Source organism: Enterobacter sp. PL_is379, from assembly GCF_055817355.1.
Window position 1 is genome coordinate 281,350 of record NZ_JBVPGT010000033.1, and the last position, 15,709, is coordinate 297,058.

The 15,709-nt window shown below is 57.0% G+C and carries 15 protein-coding genes; 7 read left to right on the forward strand and 8 right to left on the reverse strand.

All coding sequences use genetic code 11. The features are described 5' to 3' along the window. Position 1: 1 nt before the first annotated feature. The 3 genes from gsiB to gsiD are packed head-to-tail and all read left to right on the forward strand — an operon-like array spanning position 2 to position 3,379. On the forward strand, positions 2-1,540 hold the full coding sequence (gene gsiB, locus AC0TOY_RS22675) for a glutathione ABC transporter substrate-binding protein GsiB (RefSeq protein ID WP_473722601.1): 1,539 nt from the start codon (positions 2-4) through the stop codon (positions 1,538-1,540). Between the two features lie 5 nt (positions 1,541-1,545). Continuing rightward, positions 1,546-2,466 (forward strand): glutathione ABC transporter permease GsiC, encoded by a 921-nt coding sequence (gsiC, locus tag AC0TOY_RS22680; protein WP_048990345.1) that lies wholly within the window; start codon positions 1,546-1,548, stop codon positions 2,464-2,466. 1 nt (position 2,467) lies between these two features. Next, positions 2,468-3,379: a glutathione ABC transporter permease GsiD gene (gsiD, locus tag AC0TOY_RS22685; RefSeq protein ID WP_024908682.1), complete on the forward strand. Its 912-nt coding sequence runs from the start codon at positions 2,468-2,470 to the stop codon at positions 3,377-3,379. 59 nt (positions 3,380-3,438) lie between these two features. Here the strand turns inward: gsiD and rimO are convergent, their stop codons facing one another. Both rimO and AC0TOY_RS22695 read right to left on the reverse strand, forming a co-directional pair. Next, positions 3,439-4,764: a 30S ribosomal protein S12 methylthiotransferase RimO gene (rimO, locus tag AC0TOY_RS22690; RefSeq protein WP_023335043.1), complete on the reverse strand. Its 1,326-nt coding sequence runs from the start codon at positions 4,762-4,764 to the stop codon at positions 3,439-3,441. Between the two features lie 353 nt (positions 4,765-5,117). Beyond that, positions 5,118-6,035, reverse strand: coding sequence for a LysR family transcriptional regulator (locus AC0TOY_RS22695; protein ID WP_048990348.1), 918 nt, complete (start codon positions 6,033-6,035; stop codon positions 5,118-5,120). A 204-nt stretch (positions 6,036-6,239) separates the two neighbouring features. Between AC0TOY_RS22695 and bssR the strand changes: the two genes are divergently transcribed. Together bssR and AC0TOY_RS22705 are read left to right on the forward strand one after the other, a co-directional pair. Continuing rightward, positions 6,240-6,623: a biofilm formation regulator BssR gene (gene bssR / locus AC0TOY_RS22700; protein WP_473722602.1), complete on the forward strand. Its 384-nt coding sequence runs from the start codon at positions 6,240-6,242 to the stop codon at positions 6,621-6,623. Between the two features lie 106 nt (positions 6,624-6,729). After that, positions 6,730-7,848 carry a PQQ-dependent sugar dehydrogenase gene (locus tag AC0TOY_RS22705; RefSeq protein ID WP_248163679.1) on the forward strand — a complete coding sequence of 373 codons (1,119 nt, stop codon included), beginning with the start codon at positions 6,730-6,732 and terminating at the stop codon, positions 7,846-7,848. On the opposite strand, the gene AC0TOY_RS22710 is transcribed toward AC0TOY_RS22705, so the two are convergent. After that, complete coding sequence (locus AC0TOY_RS22710; RefSeq protein WP_473722603.1) at positions 7,849-8,475, reverse strand: glutathione S-transferase family protein; 627 nt, start codon at positions 8,473-8,475, stop codon at positions 7,849-7,851. 241 nt (positions 8,476-8,716) lie between these two features. Here AC0TOY_RS22710 and dacC point away from each other — a divergent pair, with 241 nt between their 5' ends. After that, positions 8,717-9,922, forward strand: coding sequence for a serine-type D-Ala-D-Ala carboxypeptidase (dacC, locus tag AC0TOY_RS22715; protein ID WP_048990359.1), 1,206 nt, complete (start codon positions 8,717-8,719; stop codon positions 9,920-9,922). A gap of 67 nt (positions 9,923-9,989) precedes the next feature. Here the strand turns inward: dacC and deoR are convergent, their stop codons facing one another. The 3 genes from deoR to AC0TOY_RS22730 all read right to left on the reverse strand — a co-directional run bounded on the left by deoR (position 9,990) and on the right by AC0TOY_RS22730 (position 12,160). After that, the gene (deoR, locus tag AC0TOY_RS22720) at positions 9,990-10,748 is read right to left on the reverse strand and encodes a DNA-binding transcriptional repressor DeoR (RefSeq protein WP_008503427.1); all 759 of its coding nucleotides are present in this window, start codon (positions 10,746-10,748) and stop codon (positions 9,990-9,992) included. Between the two features lie 67 nt (positions 10,749-10,815). Further along, positions 10,816-11,424 carry an undecaprenyl-diphosphate phosphatase gene (ybjG, locus tag AC0TOY_RS22725; RefSeq protein ID WP_032649343.1) on the reverse strand — a complete coding sequence of 203 codons (609 nt, stop codon included), beginning with the start codon at positions 11,422-11,424 and terminating at the stop codon, positions 10,816-10,818. Between the two features lie 7 nt (positions 11,425-11,431). Continuing rightward, the gene (locus tag AC0TOY_RS22730; protein WP_157188820.1) at positions 11,432-12,160 is read right to left on the reverse strand and encodes a phosphatase PAP2 family protein; all 729 of its coding nucleotides are present in this window, start codon (positions 12,158-12,160) and stop codon (positions 11,432-11,434) included. A 168-nt stretch (positions 12,161-12,328) separates the two neighbouring features. Here AC0TOY_RS22730 and AC0TOY_RS22735 point away from each other — a divergent pair, with 168 nt between their 5' ends. Next, complete coding sequence (locus AC0TOY_RS22735) at positions 12,329-13,561, forward strand: MFS transporter (RefSeq protein WP_032649341.1); 1,233 nt, start codon at positions 12,329-12,331, stop codon at positions 13,559-13,561. A gap of 52 nt (positions 13,562-13,613) precedes the next feature. Here the strand turns inward: AC0TOY_RS22735 and AC0TOY_RS22740 are convergent, their stop codons facing one another. Then, positions 13,614-14,426 (reverse strand): Cof-type HAD-IIB family hydrolase, encoded by an 813-nt coding sequence (locus AC0TOY_RS22740; RefSeq protein WP_473713093.1) that lies wholly within the window; start codon positions 14,424-14,426, stop codon positions 13,614-13,616. Continuing rightward, complete coding sequence (locus tag AC0TOY_RS22745; RefSeq protein ID WP_061715685.1) at positions 14,416-15,630, reverse strand: MFS transporter; 1,215 nt, start codon at positions 15,628-15,630, stop codon at positions 14,416-14,418. The genes AC0TOY_RS22740 and AC0TOY_RS22745 overlap by 11 nt, the downstream gene beginning before the upstream one ends. Between the last annotated feature and the right edge of the window lie 79 nt (positions 15,631-15,709).

The following is a 15,709-nucleotide window of genomic DNA, read 5'->3' on the forward strand; positions in this document are numbered from 1 at the left end:
AATGGTTACATTTGTAGCGCGTAGATGGTTGTTAGCCGCGAGCGTGACGGCAGCCCTGGCCGCTGCCCCCGCGTTCGCTGCCAAAGATGTGGTGGTTGCCGTCGGCTCTAATTTCACCACGCTCGATCCGTATGACGCCAACGACACGCTCTCTCAGGCGGTGGCGAAATCGTTCTACCAGGGCCTGTTTGGCCTGGATAAAGAGATGAAGCTCAAAAACGTGCTGGCGGAGGGGTACACCGTGTCCGACGACGGACTGGTGTATACCATCAAGCTCAGGACCGGCGTGAAGTTCCAGGATGGGACAGATTTCAATGCGGAGGCGGTGAAGGTTAACCTCGATCGTGCCAGCAATCCGGAAAATAGCCTCAAGCGCTATAACCTGTATAAAAATATCGCCAGCACCGAGGTGGTCGACCCGGCAACGGTAAAAATCACCCTGAAAGAGCCGTTCTCCGCGTTTATCAATATTCTGGCGCATCCGGCAACGGCGATGATTTCCCCTGCCGCGCTGAAGAAATACGGCAAGGAGATCGGCTTCCACCCTGTTGGCACCGGTCCGTACGAGTTGCTCACCTGGAACCAGACCGATTTTGTGAAGGTGAAGAAATTCGCCGGATACTGGCAGCAGGGGCTGCCGAAGCTCGATACCATCACCTGGCGCCCGGTGGTGGACAACAACACCCGCGCGGCGATGCTGCAAACCGGCGAGGCGCAGTTTGCCTTCCCGATCCCGTATGAGCAGGCCGCCATTCTGCAGAAAAACAGCAAGCTGGAGCTGGTCGCCAGCCCGTCGATCATGCAGCGCTACATCAGCATGAACGTCACGCAAAAGCCGTTCGATAACCCGAAGGTGCGTGAGGCCATCAACTACGCCATTAACCGTCAGGCGCTGGTGAAGGTCGCCTTTGCGGGCTATGCCACTCCGGCCACCGGCGTGCTGCCGCCGGCTATCGCCTATGCGCAAAGCTATCAGCCGTGGCCGTACGATCCGGCCAAAGCGCGCGAGCTGCTGAAAGAGGCGGGCTTCCCGAACGGCTTCAGCACCACGCTGTGGTCCTCGCATAATCACAGTACCGCTCAGAAGGTGCTGCAGTTTACCCAGCAGCAGCTGGCGCAGGTCGGCATCAAGGCGCAGGTGACCGCGATGGATGCCGGACAGCGTGCGGCAGAGGTGGAGGGGAAAGGACAGAAAGAGAGCGGCGTGCGGATGTTCTATACCGGCTGGTCGGCCTCGACCGGTGAAGCAGACTGGGCGCTGTCGCCGCTGTTTGCCTCGCAGAACTGGCCGCCAACCCTGTTCAACACCGCGTTTTACACCAACCCGCAGGTGGACAAAGACCTGGCCGATGCCCTGAAAACCACCAAGCCGGAGGAGAAAGCACGTCTCTACAAGGACGCGCAGGACATCATCTGGAAAGAGTCGCCGTGGGTGCCGCTGGTGGTAGAGAAACTGGTGTCAGCCCATAATAAAGCGTTGACCGGGTTCTACATTATGCCGGATACGGGCTTTAGCTTTGACGATGCGGATTTAAAATAAACCTCATGCTGAATTATGTGTGTAAACGCCTGCTGGGGCTTATCCCGACGCTGCTGATTGTGGCGATCCTGGTGTTTCTGTTTGTCCATATGCTGCCGGGCGATCCGGCGCGTCTGGTTGCCGGGCCTGAAGCGGATGCCACCGTCATTGAGCTGGTGCGTAAGCAGCTTGGCCTCGACCAGCCGCTGTATATGCAGTTCATCCACTATATTTGCAACGTTCTGCAGGGCGATTTTGGTATCTCGATGGTATCGCGCCGTCCGGTGTCGGAGGAGATTGCCAGCCGCTTTATGCCGACGTTCTGGTTAACGATTGCCAGTATGAGCTGGGCGGTCGTGTTTGGGCTGGGCGCCGGGATTATCGCGGCCGTCTGGCGCAACCGCTGGCCGGACAAGCTCGGCATGGCGCTGGCGGTGACCGGCATCTCCTTCCCGGCATTCGCGCTGGGGATGCTGCTGATGCAGATCTTCTCCGTCGAACTGGGCTGGCTGCCGACCGTCGGGGCCGATACCTGGAAGCATTACATTCTGCCTTCCATGACGCTGGGAGCTGCCGTGTCGGCGGTGATGGCCCGCTTTACCCGCGCCTCGTTCGTTGACGTGCTGAGCGAAGATTATATTCGCACCGCGCGGGCGAAAGGGGTCAGCGAGAAGTGGGTCATTCTCAAGCACGGGTTCCGCAATGCAATGATCCCGGTCGTGACGATGATGGGACTGCAGTTTGGCTTCCTGCTGGGCGGCTCTATCGTCGTGGAAAAGGTCTTCAACTGGCCGGGGCTGGGACGCCTGCTGGTCGATTCCGTCGAGATGCGCGACTACCCGGTGATTCAGGCGGAAGTCCTGCTTTTCTCGCTGGAGTTTATTCTTATCAACTTAGTGGTGGATGTGCTCTACGCCGCCATTAACCCGGCCATCAGGTACAAGTAAGATGCGATTGTTGAACTGGCGACGTCAGGCCGTTTTAAACGCGATGCCGGGTCTAAAACCGGACCACGTCCGCACCCCATGGTCTGAATTCTGGCGGCGTTTTCGCCGTCAGCCGGTCGCGATGACCGCGGGGCTGTTTGTGTTGCTGCTGATTGCGGTGGCGGTGATTGCGCCGTGGGTGGCGCCGTTTGATGCGGAAAACTATTTTGACTACGACCGTCTGAACGACGGACCGTCGATGCTGCACTGGTTCGGCGTGGACTCCCTAGGTCGCGATATCTTTAGCCGCGTGCTGGTGGGGGCGCAGATCTCGCTTGCCGCCGGGGTGTTCGCGGTGCTGATTGGCGCGGCCATCGGTACCGTGCTGGGTCTCGTTGCCGGGTATTACGAAGGCTGGTGGGATCGCATCATCATGCGCATCTGCGACGTGCTGTTTGCTTTTCCCGGCATTTTGCTGGCGATTGCCGTGGTGGCGATCATGGGCAGCGGCATGGCAAACGTCATCATTGCGGTCGCTGTGTTTTCGATTCCGGCGTTTGCTCGTCTTGTGCGCGGCAACACGCTGGTGCTGAAACAGCAGACCTTTATCGAGTCGGCCCGCAGTATGGGGGCCAGCGACGCCACCATTCTCTTCAGCCATATTCTGCCGGGGACGGTGTCGTCCATCGTGGTCTATTTCACCATGCGTATCGGCGTGTCGATTATCTCGGCCGCCAGCCTGTCGTTTCTGGGGTTAGGGGCTCAGCCTCCAACGCCGGAGTGGGGCGCGATGCTGAACGAGGCGAGGGCAGATATGGTGATTGCCCCGCACGTGGCGATCTTCCCGAGTCTGGCGATTTTCCTGACCGTGCTGGCGTTTAATTTGCTGGGTGACGGGCTGCGCGACGCGCTGGATCCGAGGATTAAGGGGTAGTGCTGTGAAATGTGCCGGGTGGCGGCTACGCCTTACCCGGCCTACTACAGAGGGGGAGATTAAACCCGGCTACCCCACAGGTCATACTCATCCGCGTTTTCAACCTTCACGCGAATAATATCACCCGGCTTAACGCTGGTTTCGCCGTTCAGGTACACCGCACCGTCGATTTCAGGGGCGTCCGCCATGCTGCGGCCAATCGCGCCTTCTTCATCCACTTCGTCGATGATAACCATAATCTCGCGGCCCACTTTTTCCTGCAGACGCTCGGCAGAGATCTGCTGCTGCAGCTGCATGAAGCGGTTCCAGCGCTCTTCTTTCACCTCTTCCGGCACCTGGTCCGCCAGCTCGTTGGCGGTTGCGCCTTCTACCGGGCTGTACTTGAAGCAGCCGACACGGTCCAGACGCGCTTCTTTCAGGAAGTCGAGCAGCATCTGGAAGTCTTCTTCGGTTTCACCCGGGAAGCCGACGATGAAGGTGGAGCGCAGGGTCAGATCCGGGCAGATCTCGCGCCACTGCTTGATACGCGCCAGCTGGCGGTCAACGGAGCCAGGACGCTTCATCAGCTTCAGAATGCGCGGGCTGGCGTGCTGCAGCGGGATATCCAGGTACGGCAGAATTTTGCCTTCCGCCATCAGCGGGATGACGTCGTCAACGTGCGGGTACGGGTAGACGTAGTGCAGACGCGTCCAGATACCGAGTTTGGACAGCTGCTCGCACAGGCCCACCATGCTGGTTTTCACCGGCTCGCCGTTGTGGAAACCGGAGCGGTGTTTAACGTCTACACCGTAGGCCGAGGTGTCCTGGGAGATGACCAGCAGCTCCTTCACGCCCGCGTCGGCCAGACGTTTGGCTTCCGCCAGCACTTCACCAATGGGACGGCTCACCAGATCGCCACGCATGGACGGGATGATGCAGAAGGTGCAGCGATGGTTGCAGCCTTCGGAAATTTTCAGGTACGCGTAGTGGCGCGGCGTCAGCTTCACGCCCTGTTCCGGCACGAGGCTGAGGAACGGGTTGTGCTTGGGTTTTGGCACGTAGTGATGAACATGTTGCAGCACCTGCTCGTAGCTGTGCGGGCCGGTGATCTCCAGCACCTTCGGGTGCACTTCGCGGATCTGGTCTTCTTTCGCGCCCAGACAGCCGGTCACGATCACTTTGCCGTTTTCCGTCAGGGCTTCACCGATGGCTTCCAGTGACTCCTGAACCGCGCTGTCGATAAACCCGCAGGTGTTAACGATCACCATATCGGCGTTGTCGTAGCTTGGCACCACGTCATAGCCCTCGGTGCGCAGTTCGGTCAGGATGCGTTCTGAATCCACCAGGTTTTTCGGGCAGCCCAGGGAGACGAAGCCGATTTTCGGCTGGTGCGTAACATTGCTCATAGGTTAAAAATTCATCAATTATGGAGTTATCAGGGCGGGATTTTACAGCGTATCGCGGGGGATTTATACAGGTCTGTGGCGATCTCAGCAGGTTTGGATCAACCGCTTTGCTTAGCAACACTGTTTAGAATTACTTATCCCGGCTTTAAGTGATGCTAATTGGCTAAAAAATCATCAAAAGATATCTTTCACCCTGTCAACATGACTTGTGAGATCCTTAATGAAAGATATGTATGTCCAGTCCAAAGTCGCTATGGCTAAAACCCTTTATGCGCACGGCGTCAAGCTAACCGATATTGCTGTCGCAACAGGGCTAAATCCGCGAAAAATTAAATCAGAACTGAAACGCGCCGCTAAGTTGTCGGGACCAGCAGGTCATCCAGCACAGTAGAGAGCAATTTATTGCTCTCTTTTCGGTATGAGGAGTAAATGCTGAATTTCGGTAACGGGAACGGGGTGCCAACTCGTCTGAGCTTGTACATCTCTGAGTAAGTGGCAAAGGCGCGCTCGGGAATAATCCCCAGACATGGAGTTTTGGCGATAATGATCAGAATGGAAGCAAACGAGGTGGTGAGTAAACAGCGTTCGCTGGAGCGGAATTTTTTATCAGCGATGCTGCGGTAATAAATAATTTTTTCGTTTTTAGTGTTATAGCCCACCAGGCTGGCATTTCTGAACAGCTCTTCATCGATAGTACTGCCATAAAGCGGGTTATCCTGCGCGGCGACAAGCACCAGGTCAATATCGCACACCTTCTGACATCGGATGTTGCTGTTTTCCACTGAGAACGTAGAGAACACCACATCAGCCTGACGCATGTTCAGCAGTTCAGTGGTTTTTTGTTCATTCAGGTCTTCAGTGCGATGCAGCAGACTAATGTCTGAATTCGTTTCAAGGAGCTTTTCCGTTAATTCCGGCACCACCAGCGGAGAAATAAAGGATTCTGTATAAAGCGTCACGCGCTTCTTACGTGAGGGGACTGAGTCAGGCAGAAGGGTGGAGAGCTTATCGATTATCGAGATTGTATTATCGTAAAGCTCATCTGAAAACACTGTCGGCAGCAGGATGTTGCCGCTGCGGACAAAGAGGTTGTCCCCCATCATTTCACGCAGTTTTCGCAGCGACTGGCTGACAGCAGAAGCGGATATGTCCAGCATATCGGCAACCTTAGAAATGCTTCCTACGCTATAGATTAAGCAAAAGATGGTGAGAAGATTCAGGTCTACCTTAGAGAGAGAACATATTTTTTCAGACACCGGGAGTGCTGCCATACTCACCTCTGCGAGTGCGATTTTGCAAGCCATTCAGCCTAATAAAAAAGTAGCATAGCTCCCCGTAACGCGCTTCGCTGCGCGTGAGGTTGTAACATTGTAAATTATGTTAATCAGTTAATAAAAATTGATCTCAGGCATTAAACTGTACAAAAAATGAACTTATCCTGACTATGCACCATGGCTGACAGAGGAGGAAAGAGCATGACCGTTGACAGACTTAAACGCGATCTGCTGAACAAGCTGATCAACGCCCGAATCGACCTGGCCGCGTACCTGCAGTTGAGGAAGGCAAAAGGGTATATGTCAGTCAGCGAAAGCGAACATCTGCGTGATAACCTATTTGAACTGTGTAGTTTCATGCGTGAAAAAGCACCGACCCTGAAGGCGAACGGCGGCGAAAGTGAAGAAATAGCGCTGCGCCGCGCCGCCGAGGTGCTCTCCATTGCAGGGGTGTGTCTGATGAACGGACGCCACGACTGCCCGAACTTTATCGCCGTAAACGCGGAGAAGCTTGAAAACTGCCTGACAACGCTCTCTCTATGCATCATGTGTCTGAACGAGCACAAACAGCTTGAACAGCACTGATCCCGGGGGAGGCAACTCCCCCTTCTGATTAAGCTTTTGTAAAAGTGGTAACGCGCCCGGATGCAGTGGCTAACCTTTATGCCATATGCCGATAAAGGAGCGCGTTATGCCTCGATCCTCGCTAATTTCCCTGCCTGCGTTGTTCATTCCGTTTTCGCTTCTTGCTGCCCCAGAGGCGGTCAAGGTCGAGGTATTGCAAAATAAACTCGATCACCCCTGGTCTCTGGCGTTTCTGCCGGACAATAAAGGCCTGCTGGTAACCCTGAAGGACGGTCAGCTCAAACGCTGGCAGGCCGGAAAAGGGTTGTCCGATCCGATTATCGGCGTGCCGAAGGTCTGGGCAAACGGTCAGGGAGGATTGCTGGACGTGGTCCTCGCCCCGGATTTTGAAAAATCACGCCGCGTCTGGCTGAGCTTCGCCGAAGCAGGGAGTGACGGCAAAGCCGGGACGGCGGTGGGCTATGGCCGGCTAAGCGACGATTTTACGCGTATTGAAGCCTTCCAGGTGGTGTTCCGCCAGATGCCGAAACTCTCCACCGGGAACCATTTTGGTGGACGACTGGTGTTTGACGGCAAAGGTTCTCTCTTTATCGGACTCGGCGAGAACAATCAGCGTCCGACGGCGCAGGATCTGGATAAATTGCAGGGTAAAGTGGTGCGCCTCACCGAAGACGGGAAAGTCCCGTCGGATAACCCCTTTGTGAATACCCCCGGCGCGCGGCCCGAAATCTGGTCTTACGGCATTCGCAACCCGCAGGGGATGGCGATGAACCCCTGGAGCGACACGCTTTGGCTGAACGAGCATGGCCCGCGCGGCGGGGATGAGATCAACATTCCGGAGAAAGGTAAGAACTACGGCTGGCCGCTGGCCACGCACGGCATTAACTACAGCGGCCTGAAAATCCCGGAAGCCAAAGGCGAGCACGTTGAGGGCACCGAGAAGCCGCTGTTCGTCTGGAAAGTCTCACCCGCGGTGAGCGGCATGGCGTTCTACAACAGCGACGTTTTCCCGCAGTGGAAAAACAAGCTGTTTATTGGGGCGCTGAAGGAGAAGGACGTGATCGTGCTGAGCGTGGAGGGAAACAAGGTGACGGAGGACGGGCGCATTCTGGGCGACCGGGACCAGCGTATTCGCGATGTGCGGGTCGGGCCGGATGGGTATCTGTATGTCCTGACCGACGAGACGGACGGGCAGCTGTTGAAAGTCAGCCCGTCCGGAGCGTAATCAGGTGACCGGGATCATCACCACGTTGCGGTACGCCGGGCGATCGCTCAGCTGTTTAAGCCAGCGCTCAAGGTGAGGGCGCGGCGTCCACTTCAGACCCATGTTGGTCAGGTTACAGACGAACGGCGCCACGGCGATATCGCCTGTGCCGAACGCCTCGCCGGAGAACCATGCGTGCTTCGCCAGCTCGTCATCCATCATCGCAAACAGATTTTCGCAGGCATCCTGCGCGGCGTGAATTGCGGGATAGTCGCGTTCAGCTTCCGGCGTGCGGATAAGCCCCATCAGGATCACGCGGTGGGTCGGGGATAACGTCTGGTTTGCCCAGTCCATCCACTTTTCGCCCTGAGCGCGCCGGGCGGGGTTTTCAACCCACAGACGGCCCTGACCGTACTGCGCGGCGAGGTAACGCACAATGGTGTTGGACTCCCAAAGCGTCGCGTCTGTTTCATCATCGCGCAGCAGCGGCACCAGACCGTTCGGGTTCATGGCCAGATAGTCTGCCTCTTTGTTCACGCCGAACGACATGCCAGCCATGATTTGATTGAACGGTAAATCCAGCTCTTCCAGCGTCCAGAGCACTTTCTTAACGTTGGTCGAATTATTTCTGCCCCACAGCGTAATCATATTTACTCCCGATGAGATGTGAATCCGAGTCAGCCTTTCGCCATGGTGAGATAAACCTAACAATTACGCAACAGAAGACAAAAAAATCGTCTTAATCAAAGCGTATCTGAATGTTATTGCATAAACTTTAATAACTTTACCCTCGTTGGGTTTCTTTAACGGTTTTAGTGCGCTATTACTCATCGCTTCTTGCGACACGGTGATGTGACGTAATTTTTGAATGGACACTCGGGTGGCATTTATGACGCGTAAAATGACTTCTCTGCGCAGCCTGGCGACCGGCTCTGCGCTTATTTTCCTGTTTGCACCAACGCTCTACGCAGCTGAACAGGCTGCGCCCGAAGCGCCGCCTGTGGATGCGCGCGCCTGGATCCTGATGGATTATTCCAGCGGTAAAGTGCTGGCGGAAGGGAATGCGGATGAGAAACTCGATCCGGCAAGCCTGACCAAAATCATGACCAGCTATGTGGTGGGCCAGGCGTTAAAAGCGGGCAAGATTAAGCTGAACGATATGGTGACCATCGGTAAGGACGCGTGGGCGACCGGCAACCCGGCGCTGCGCGGGTCATCGGTGATGTTCCTGAAGCCGGGCGATCAGGTTTCCGTTTCCGATCTGAACAAAGGGGTAATTATTCAGTCGGGAAATGATGCGTGCATCGCGCTGGCCGATTATGTTGCCGGCAGCCAGGATTCTTTCATTGGTTTGATGAATGGCTACGCGCAAAAGCTGGGCCTGACCAATACGACCTTTAAAACGGTTCACGGTCTGGATTCGCCGGGACAGTTCAGTACCGCGCGCGACATGGCGCTGCTGGGGAAAGCGCTGATCCACGACGTGCCAGATGAATACGCGATCCACAAAGAGAAAGAGTTTACGTTCAACAAAATCCGCCAGCCGAACCGCAACCGCCTGCTGTGGAGCAGCAACGTCAATGTGGACGGGATGAAAACCGGCACCACGGCGGGTGCTGGTTATAACCTGGTGGCCTCCGCGACCCAGGGCGATATGCGCCTGATTTCGGTGGTGCTGGGCACCAAAACCGACCGTATTCGCTTTAATGAATCAGAAAAACTGCTGACCTGGGGCTTCCGCTTCTATGAAACCGTGACGCCGATTAAACCGGATGCCACGTTCGTCAGCCAACGCGTCTGGTTTGGCGACAAGAGCGAAGTGAACCTGGGCGCGGGTGAGGCGGGCTCGGTGACCATTCCGCGCGGTCAGCTGAAAAACCTGAAAGCCAGCTACACCCTGACCGACCCGCAGCTCACCGCGCCGCTGAAAAAAGGCCAGGTGGTCGGAACCATTGATTTCCAGCTCAACGGTAAGTCGATTGAACAGCGTCCGCTGATTGTGATGGAAGCGGTGGAAGAGGGTGGCTTCTTCAGCCGGATGTGGGATTTCGTGATGATGAAATTCCACGGGTGGTTTGGCAGCTGGTTTAGCTAAACTCGATGGGTTTTCTCCCTCTCCCTGTGGGAGAGGGCCGGGGTGAGAGCACCAGACCGCACCCCGTTTAATACATCAACTTCACCTGCTGCGCCTTCGCGTGGGCCACGATCTCGTCGTCCGGGCGGCAATCGCTGACGATGGCATCGAACTGCGCAAGCTCGCCCATTCTTGCCGAACGTACCTTACCAAACTTGCTGTGATCGACTACCAGCACATGGTACTGCGCGGCGCTCAACGCCCAGTGCTTCACCGGCAGCTCTTCCAGATTAAAGCAGGTCGCGCCCTGACGCACGTTGACGCCGGCGGCGGAATAAAACGCGATATCCGGACAGAGATTGCTGAGCGTGTCCTGCAGGTTAAGCGGCTTAAAGATGGCGTTGCTGGCGTGAAACTCGCCGCCGCAGAGGATCACCCTGCACTCGGGTTTCTCCTGAAGCGCCAGAAAGGTGTTCAGGGAGTAGCAGACGGCGGTGAACGGAATGCTGCTGTCGATGGCCTCGATAATCCACGGCGTAGTGGTACCGCAGTCAAAAAACAGCGTCTGGTGCGGCTGTACCAGTGAGGCCGCAAGCCGCGCGGCTTTGCGTTTCTCTTCCACCAGGCGCGTCTTCTGGTCGCTGATCAGATAATGGCTGGCGCTGCGCGGCTCAAGCACAATATACCCGCCCAGCAGCACGACGGGCGCGCTCTCGCTATTCAGATCCCGACGAATGGTCATCTCTGAGACGCCGAGGAGGTTGGCGGCTTCCTTAAGATGCAGCTTATCGCTGCGCTTCAGCGCCTGTAGCAGCTGAGCAATGCGGTCATCGCGACGTGTTTCCATAGTTCCTCGGGATAAAAAAGTGAACCCCCGCAGGGCGGGGGTTCAAGTGTAACCTGTCAGGTTGGGGTTAGTCACGTATCCAGCCTTTGCGGATCGGGATAGCGAAAATGGCACGATAGAGTGAAGACAGCGTGCGGTAGAGCGCTTCACCGAAGAGACTCCACAGGATAGCCGCGCTCACGCAGCCAATCAGCCCGACCAGGAAACCGCCCACCATATCCAGCGGCCAGTGAACACCCAGGTAAATGCGAGACCAGGCGATTGCCAGGGCTGCCACCATCAGGACCGCACCAGACCACAGGCGATGCCAGAACAGGAAAGCCAGTGCGAAGGTGAAGATCACCGTACCGTGATCGCTCGGGAACGAGTCATCCGGCGCGTGGTGCAGGAAGGTATAGCCCACGTGAGCCACAAAAGGACGGGGGTGCGGGAACACATGACCCAGTGCGAAGCTCACCAGAACGCTCACGCCCAGCGCCATCGCCACTTTGATCACCAGCTGGCGGTGCGCTTTCACCTGGCTACGAGGTCCCCACAGCCAGAGGATGGCGGCCAGCGCGGGCACGATGCTGATCAGATCTTTTGCCAGGAAGGTGGCAAAGTCGATCATCCACTCAGGCGAGGCCGGGGTGGCGTTGATCAGATAAAACAGCTGATAATTCAGATTCTCTAACATAGCGTTATCACTCTTTAGCAAACCGGGTGGAAATAAGGCCGTAGACCACCACCTGAGAAAACCAGACCCACCACCCAGCCCACAGGTTGTGAGAGAAAAAATGCGCCCCGCGCATGATCTGGCCGTAGCCCATCACCAGGCCTAACACCACGCCCAGCGCGACGAAGGACCAGGCGAGACGCGGACGCTCGCGCCAGAAGGCAAAAAACAGCCCCATCACCATAAAGCCGCTGGAGGCGTGACCGCCGGGGAAGCAGCGCCCCGGACCGCTGTCAGCAGGGACGGCGCTGAACAGGGGATAAGAGACAGCTTTACCGCCATATTCCACCAGATCCCACGGGCAGCTGTGATGGCTCACGCTTTTCAGCACGCCTACCACCAGCGCACCAACGCCCATCAGCAGCGCCGCCGTGACCAGCCTTGCGTTACGCTTGTAAGCGCCGTAAAACAGCGCCACGGCACCTAAGGCGATGGCAATGTACTTCGCCAGACGGTGGTTCAGCAGATCCAGCAGATGATCTTTCTGCAGCGGAAAGCTCTGCGTTGCCGCGTCATACCAAAAACCAGTGATCCATCTGTCGAGCGCTTCATTGCGTGATAACCACGTGAAAAGCACGGCAAGGACGACCAGTACGAAAAGCTGATAACCATAAAAGCGGCCCGGCAAGCGGTAAAGTCGTTTTGTCTTATTTGTCTGTAAGTTAGACAATTCTGAACGGCTGGAAGTGAGTGCCATAATTTGGGGTCGTTGACGAGTAATGGGGCTATCATAAATCTGTCAACTTAAGGAAACCTTAAACGAAGACGATATGTGCTTTATTTCTGTTTATCCTCGATAAATCACTATCTCGGGCTGCGGCATTTCATTACACTCGTCGCGATTTTGTCATTATAAAGAGATTGCATGTTAAACCGTTCTTCTTCTGGTTCACGTCTGGGTCGTCAGGCGTTGCTTTTCCCTCTGTGTCTGGTGCTCTACGAATTTTCTACCTATATCGGCAACGATATGATCCAGCCCGGTATGCTGGCCGTAGTGGCGCAGTACAACGCGGGAATCGAGTGGGTACCGACCTCCATGACCGCCTATCTGGCCGGCGGCATGTTTTTGCAGTGGCTGTTAGGTCCGCTGTCGGATCGTATTGGCCGTCGTCCGGTGATGCTGACGGGCGTGGTGTGGTTTATCGTCACCTGTCTTGCCACGCTGCTGGCGCAAAACATTGAACAATTTACCCTGCTGCGCTTCCTGCAGGGGGTGAGCCTGTGCTTTATCGGCGCCGTGGGGTATGCCGCCATTCAGGAGTCGTTTGAAGAGGCGGTGTGCATCAAAATTACCGCGCTGATGGCGAACGTGGCGCTTATCGCCCCCTTACTCGGGCCGCTGGTGGGGGCCGCGTGGGTGCACGTTGCGCCGTGGGAAGGGATGTTTGTGCTCTTTGCGCTTCTCGCCGCCTTCGCGTTCTTTGGCCTGCACCGTGCGATGCCGGAAACGGCCACCCGCATCGGCGAGAAACTCTCGCTGAAAGAGCTGGGTCGGGATTACAAAGAAGTGCTGAAGAATGGCCGCTTTGTGGCGGGCGCGCTGGCGACCGGGTTCGTTAGCCTGCCGCTGCTGGCGTGGATTGCCCAGTCGCCTGTTATTATCATCAGCGGTGAAAAGCTCAGCAGCTATGAGTATGGTCTGCTGCAGGTGCCGATCTTTGGCGCGCTGATTATCGGCAACCTGGTGCTGGCACGTCTGACGTCACGACGCACCGTGCGTTCACTGATTATCATGGGCGGCTGGCCGATTGCGGCAGGGCTGATTCTGGCAGCGGTGGCGACCGTCGCGTCATCCCACGCTTACCTGTGGATGACTGCAGGGCTGAGCATTTACGCCTTCGGAATTGGCGTGGCGAACGCCGGGCTGGTGCGCCTGACGCTGTTTGCCAGCGAGATGAGTAAAGGCACGGTGTCAGCGGCGATGGGGATGCTGCAGATGCTGATTTTTACCGTCGGTATCGAGGTGAGCAAGCATGCCTACGCGATGGGCGGCAACGGGCTGTTCAGCCTGTTTAACCTCGCCAACGGCGTGCTGTGGGTTGGCCTGATGGTGGTGTTCCTGAAGGACAAGCGCGTCGGGAACGCCCTGCAGCCGTGATCTTTATTCCCTCTCCCAGTGGGAGAGGGTCAGGGCACCAGACCGCACGCGGTCAATTAAACGGCGCCTCCCCATCCAGCACCTTATCAATCACATCCAGCACGCCTTCATCGTTATTATGCGGTGCTTCAAAACGCGCCGCCGCTTTAATATGCGGTCTGGCATTCGCCATCGCAAAGCTGAACCCGGACTGACGCAGCATCTCCACGTCGTTGCCGCTGTCCCCAAAGGCCACCACGTCGCTGTCGTCAATGCCCCAGCGCTTTTGCAGGATCCGCAGACCGTTGGCTTTATGCACGCCGGGGATAATCAGGTCGATACTGCCGTGACCGGTGGTGACGGGCACCATGATGTCGCTGAGTTTTTCATGCAGCAGCGCCTGAATACGCGGAATTTCATCATCGGATACGTTAAGCCCGAACTTGAAGAAAGTATCGTTCAGGTTGCCGAAATCGCTGACCATTTCCAGACGGTGATAGTACTTTGCCGCGATGGCCTTAAAGCCCTCGTCATAGCACTTGAGCGTGTAGGCGCTGCTCTTCCCGCAGGCGATGATCTCGATGCCCGGCACGTCGTTTAACACGTTCGCGACGGTCTCGAAATGGGCTTTCGACAGTTCACCGTTGAAGACGTCTTCACCCTCACTCACGACCCAGCCGCCGTTTTCGGCGACGAATGAAATTTCATGCGCAATCTCCGGGAAAAAGGAGATCAGCTGGTAGTACTGGTTGCCGCTGGCGACCACGAAGCGAATGCCTTGCGCCTTCATGCGCGCGTACTGCGCCAGAAAGCGCGGGCGATTGTAGGTCTTGGCATCATTCAGGAATGTGCCATCCATGTCGACGGCGATCAGTTTAACGCTCATATCCCTTCTCCAGTGTCGTGTGTTTCGTTTCCGGCTTTGCCACCGCGCGCGCCACCAGCGCCGCGACGATCACCAACCCTAATACCACCAGCATGGCGCTGCGCAGCCCGTAGTGCTCCCCGAGGAAGCCGAGCAGCGGCGGCCCGACCAGGAAGGCGAGATAGCCGGTAGTCGCCACCACGCTGACGCGCGTCGGGGCATCCGGGCCGGTGTCGCTGGCGGCGGAGATGGTCAGCGGGAAGCCGAGGGACGCGCCCAGCCCCCAGAGGATCACCGAGACGCCGGCAATCCAGTCCACATCCACAAAGATGATCATCGCGATGCCCAGCCCGCCGAGCAGGGCGCTGGCGCGCACCACCGCCACGCGGCTGTAGCGGTCGATAAACCAGCCGCCGGTGAAGCGCCCGACGGTCATCCCCAGCGTAAACCCGGCGTAGATCAGCGAGCCGGAGGTCGGGCTAAAGCCGTGACCGTCCACCATCAGCAGCGGCAGCCAGTCGTTGGCGGACCCTTCCGCGAACGCCATCGCCAGCACCACCACGCCAATCAGCATCAGCTGATAATCACGGTAGAAGGGCAGTCCTTTTTCAGCCGAATGTTGTTCATCTGAGGCGTTCTTGCCGGTGCCGTCCGGGATCGCCCGGATGCCGGTCAGAATCGGAATAATGCACACCAGCGCCGCCAGCAAGATATGCAGATTCGCGGTCATGCCGAAGGCCGTCAGCGCCATCCCCACGCCCGCACCGGCCAGCGTGCCGAGGCTGTAAAAGCCGTGCATCATCGGCAGCACGGTTTTGTTCATCTCGCGCTCGACCGCCGCCCCTTCAACGTTTATCGCCACTTCCGCCGAGCCGAAGCTGCCGCCAAACACCGTCAACCCCAGCGCAAACAGCACCGGTGAGGCAAACCACAGCGCCGCGCTCAGCACCATCATCCCGAACACCGCGAAGCACATGGTGGTGCGGATCACCGCCCGCGTACCGAAGCGCTTCACCAGCCATGCGGAGCAGAGAATGCCGCTCATGGAGCCTATCGACAGGCCGAACAGCACGATGCCCATTTCCGCGGTAGAAACGGACAAAATATCGCGAATGGCGGGGGTGCGCGTGGCCCAGGAGGCCATCAGCAGGCCGGGAATGAAGAAGAACATAAACAGCGCCCACAGGCGGAGCTGCAGGGCTTTACGGGGAGAGGTCAGCGTCATTGGGGTAGCACCAGAAGTACAACAATAGCGACAACACTAGCAAGTTTGTGTACATTTGTACACAAACCACGTGAGGAAT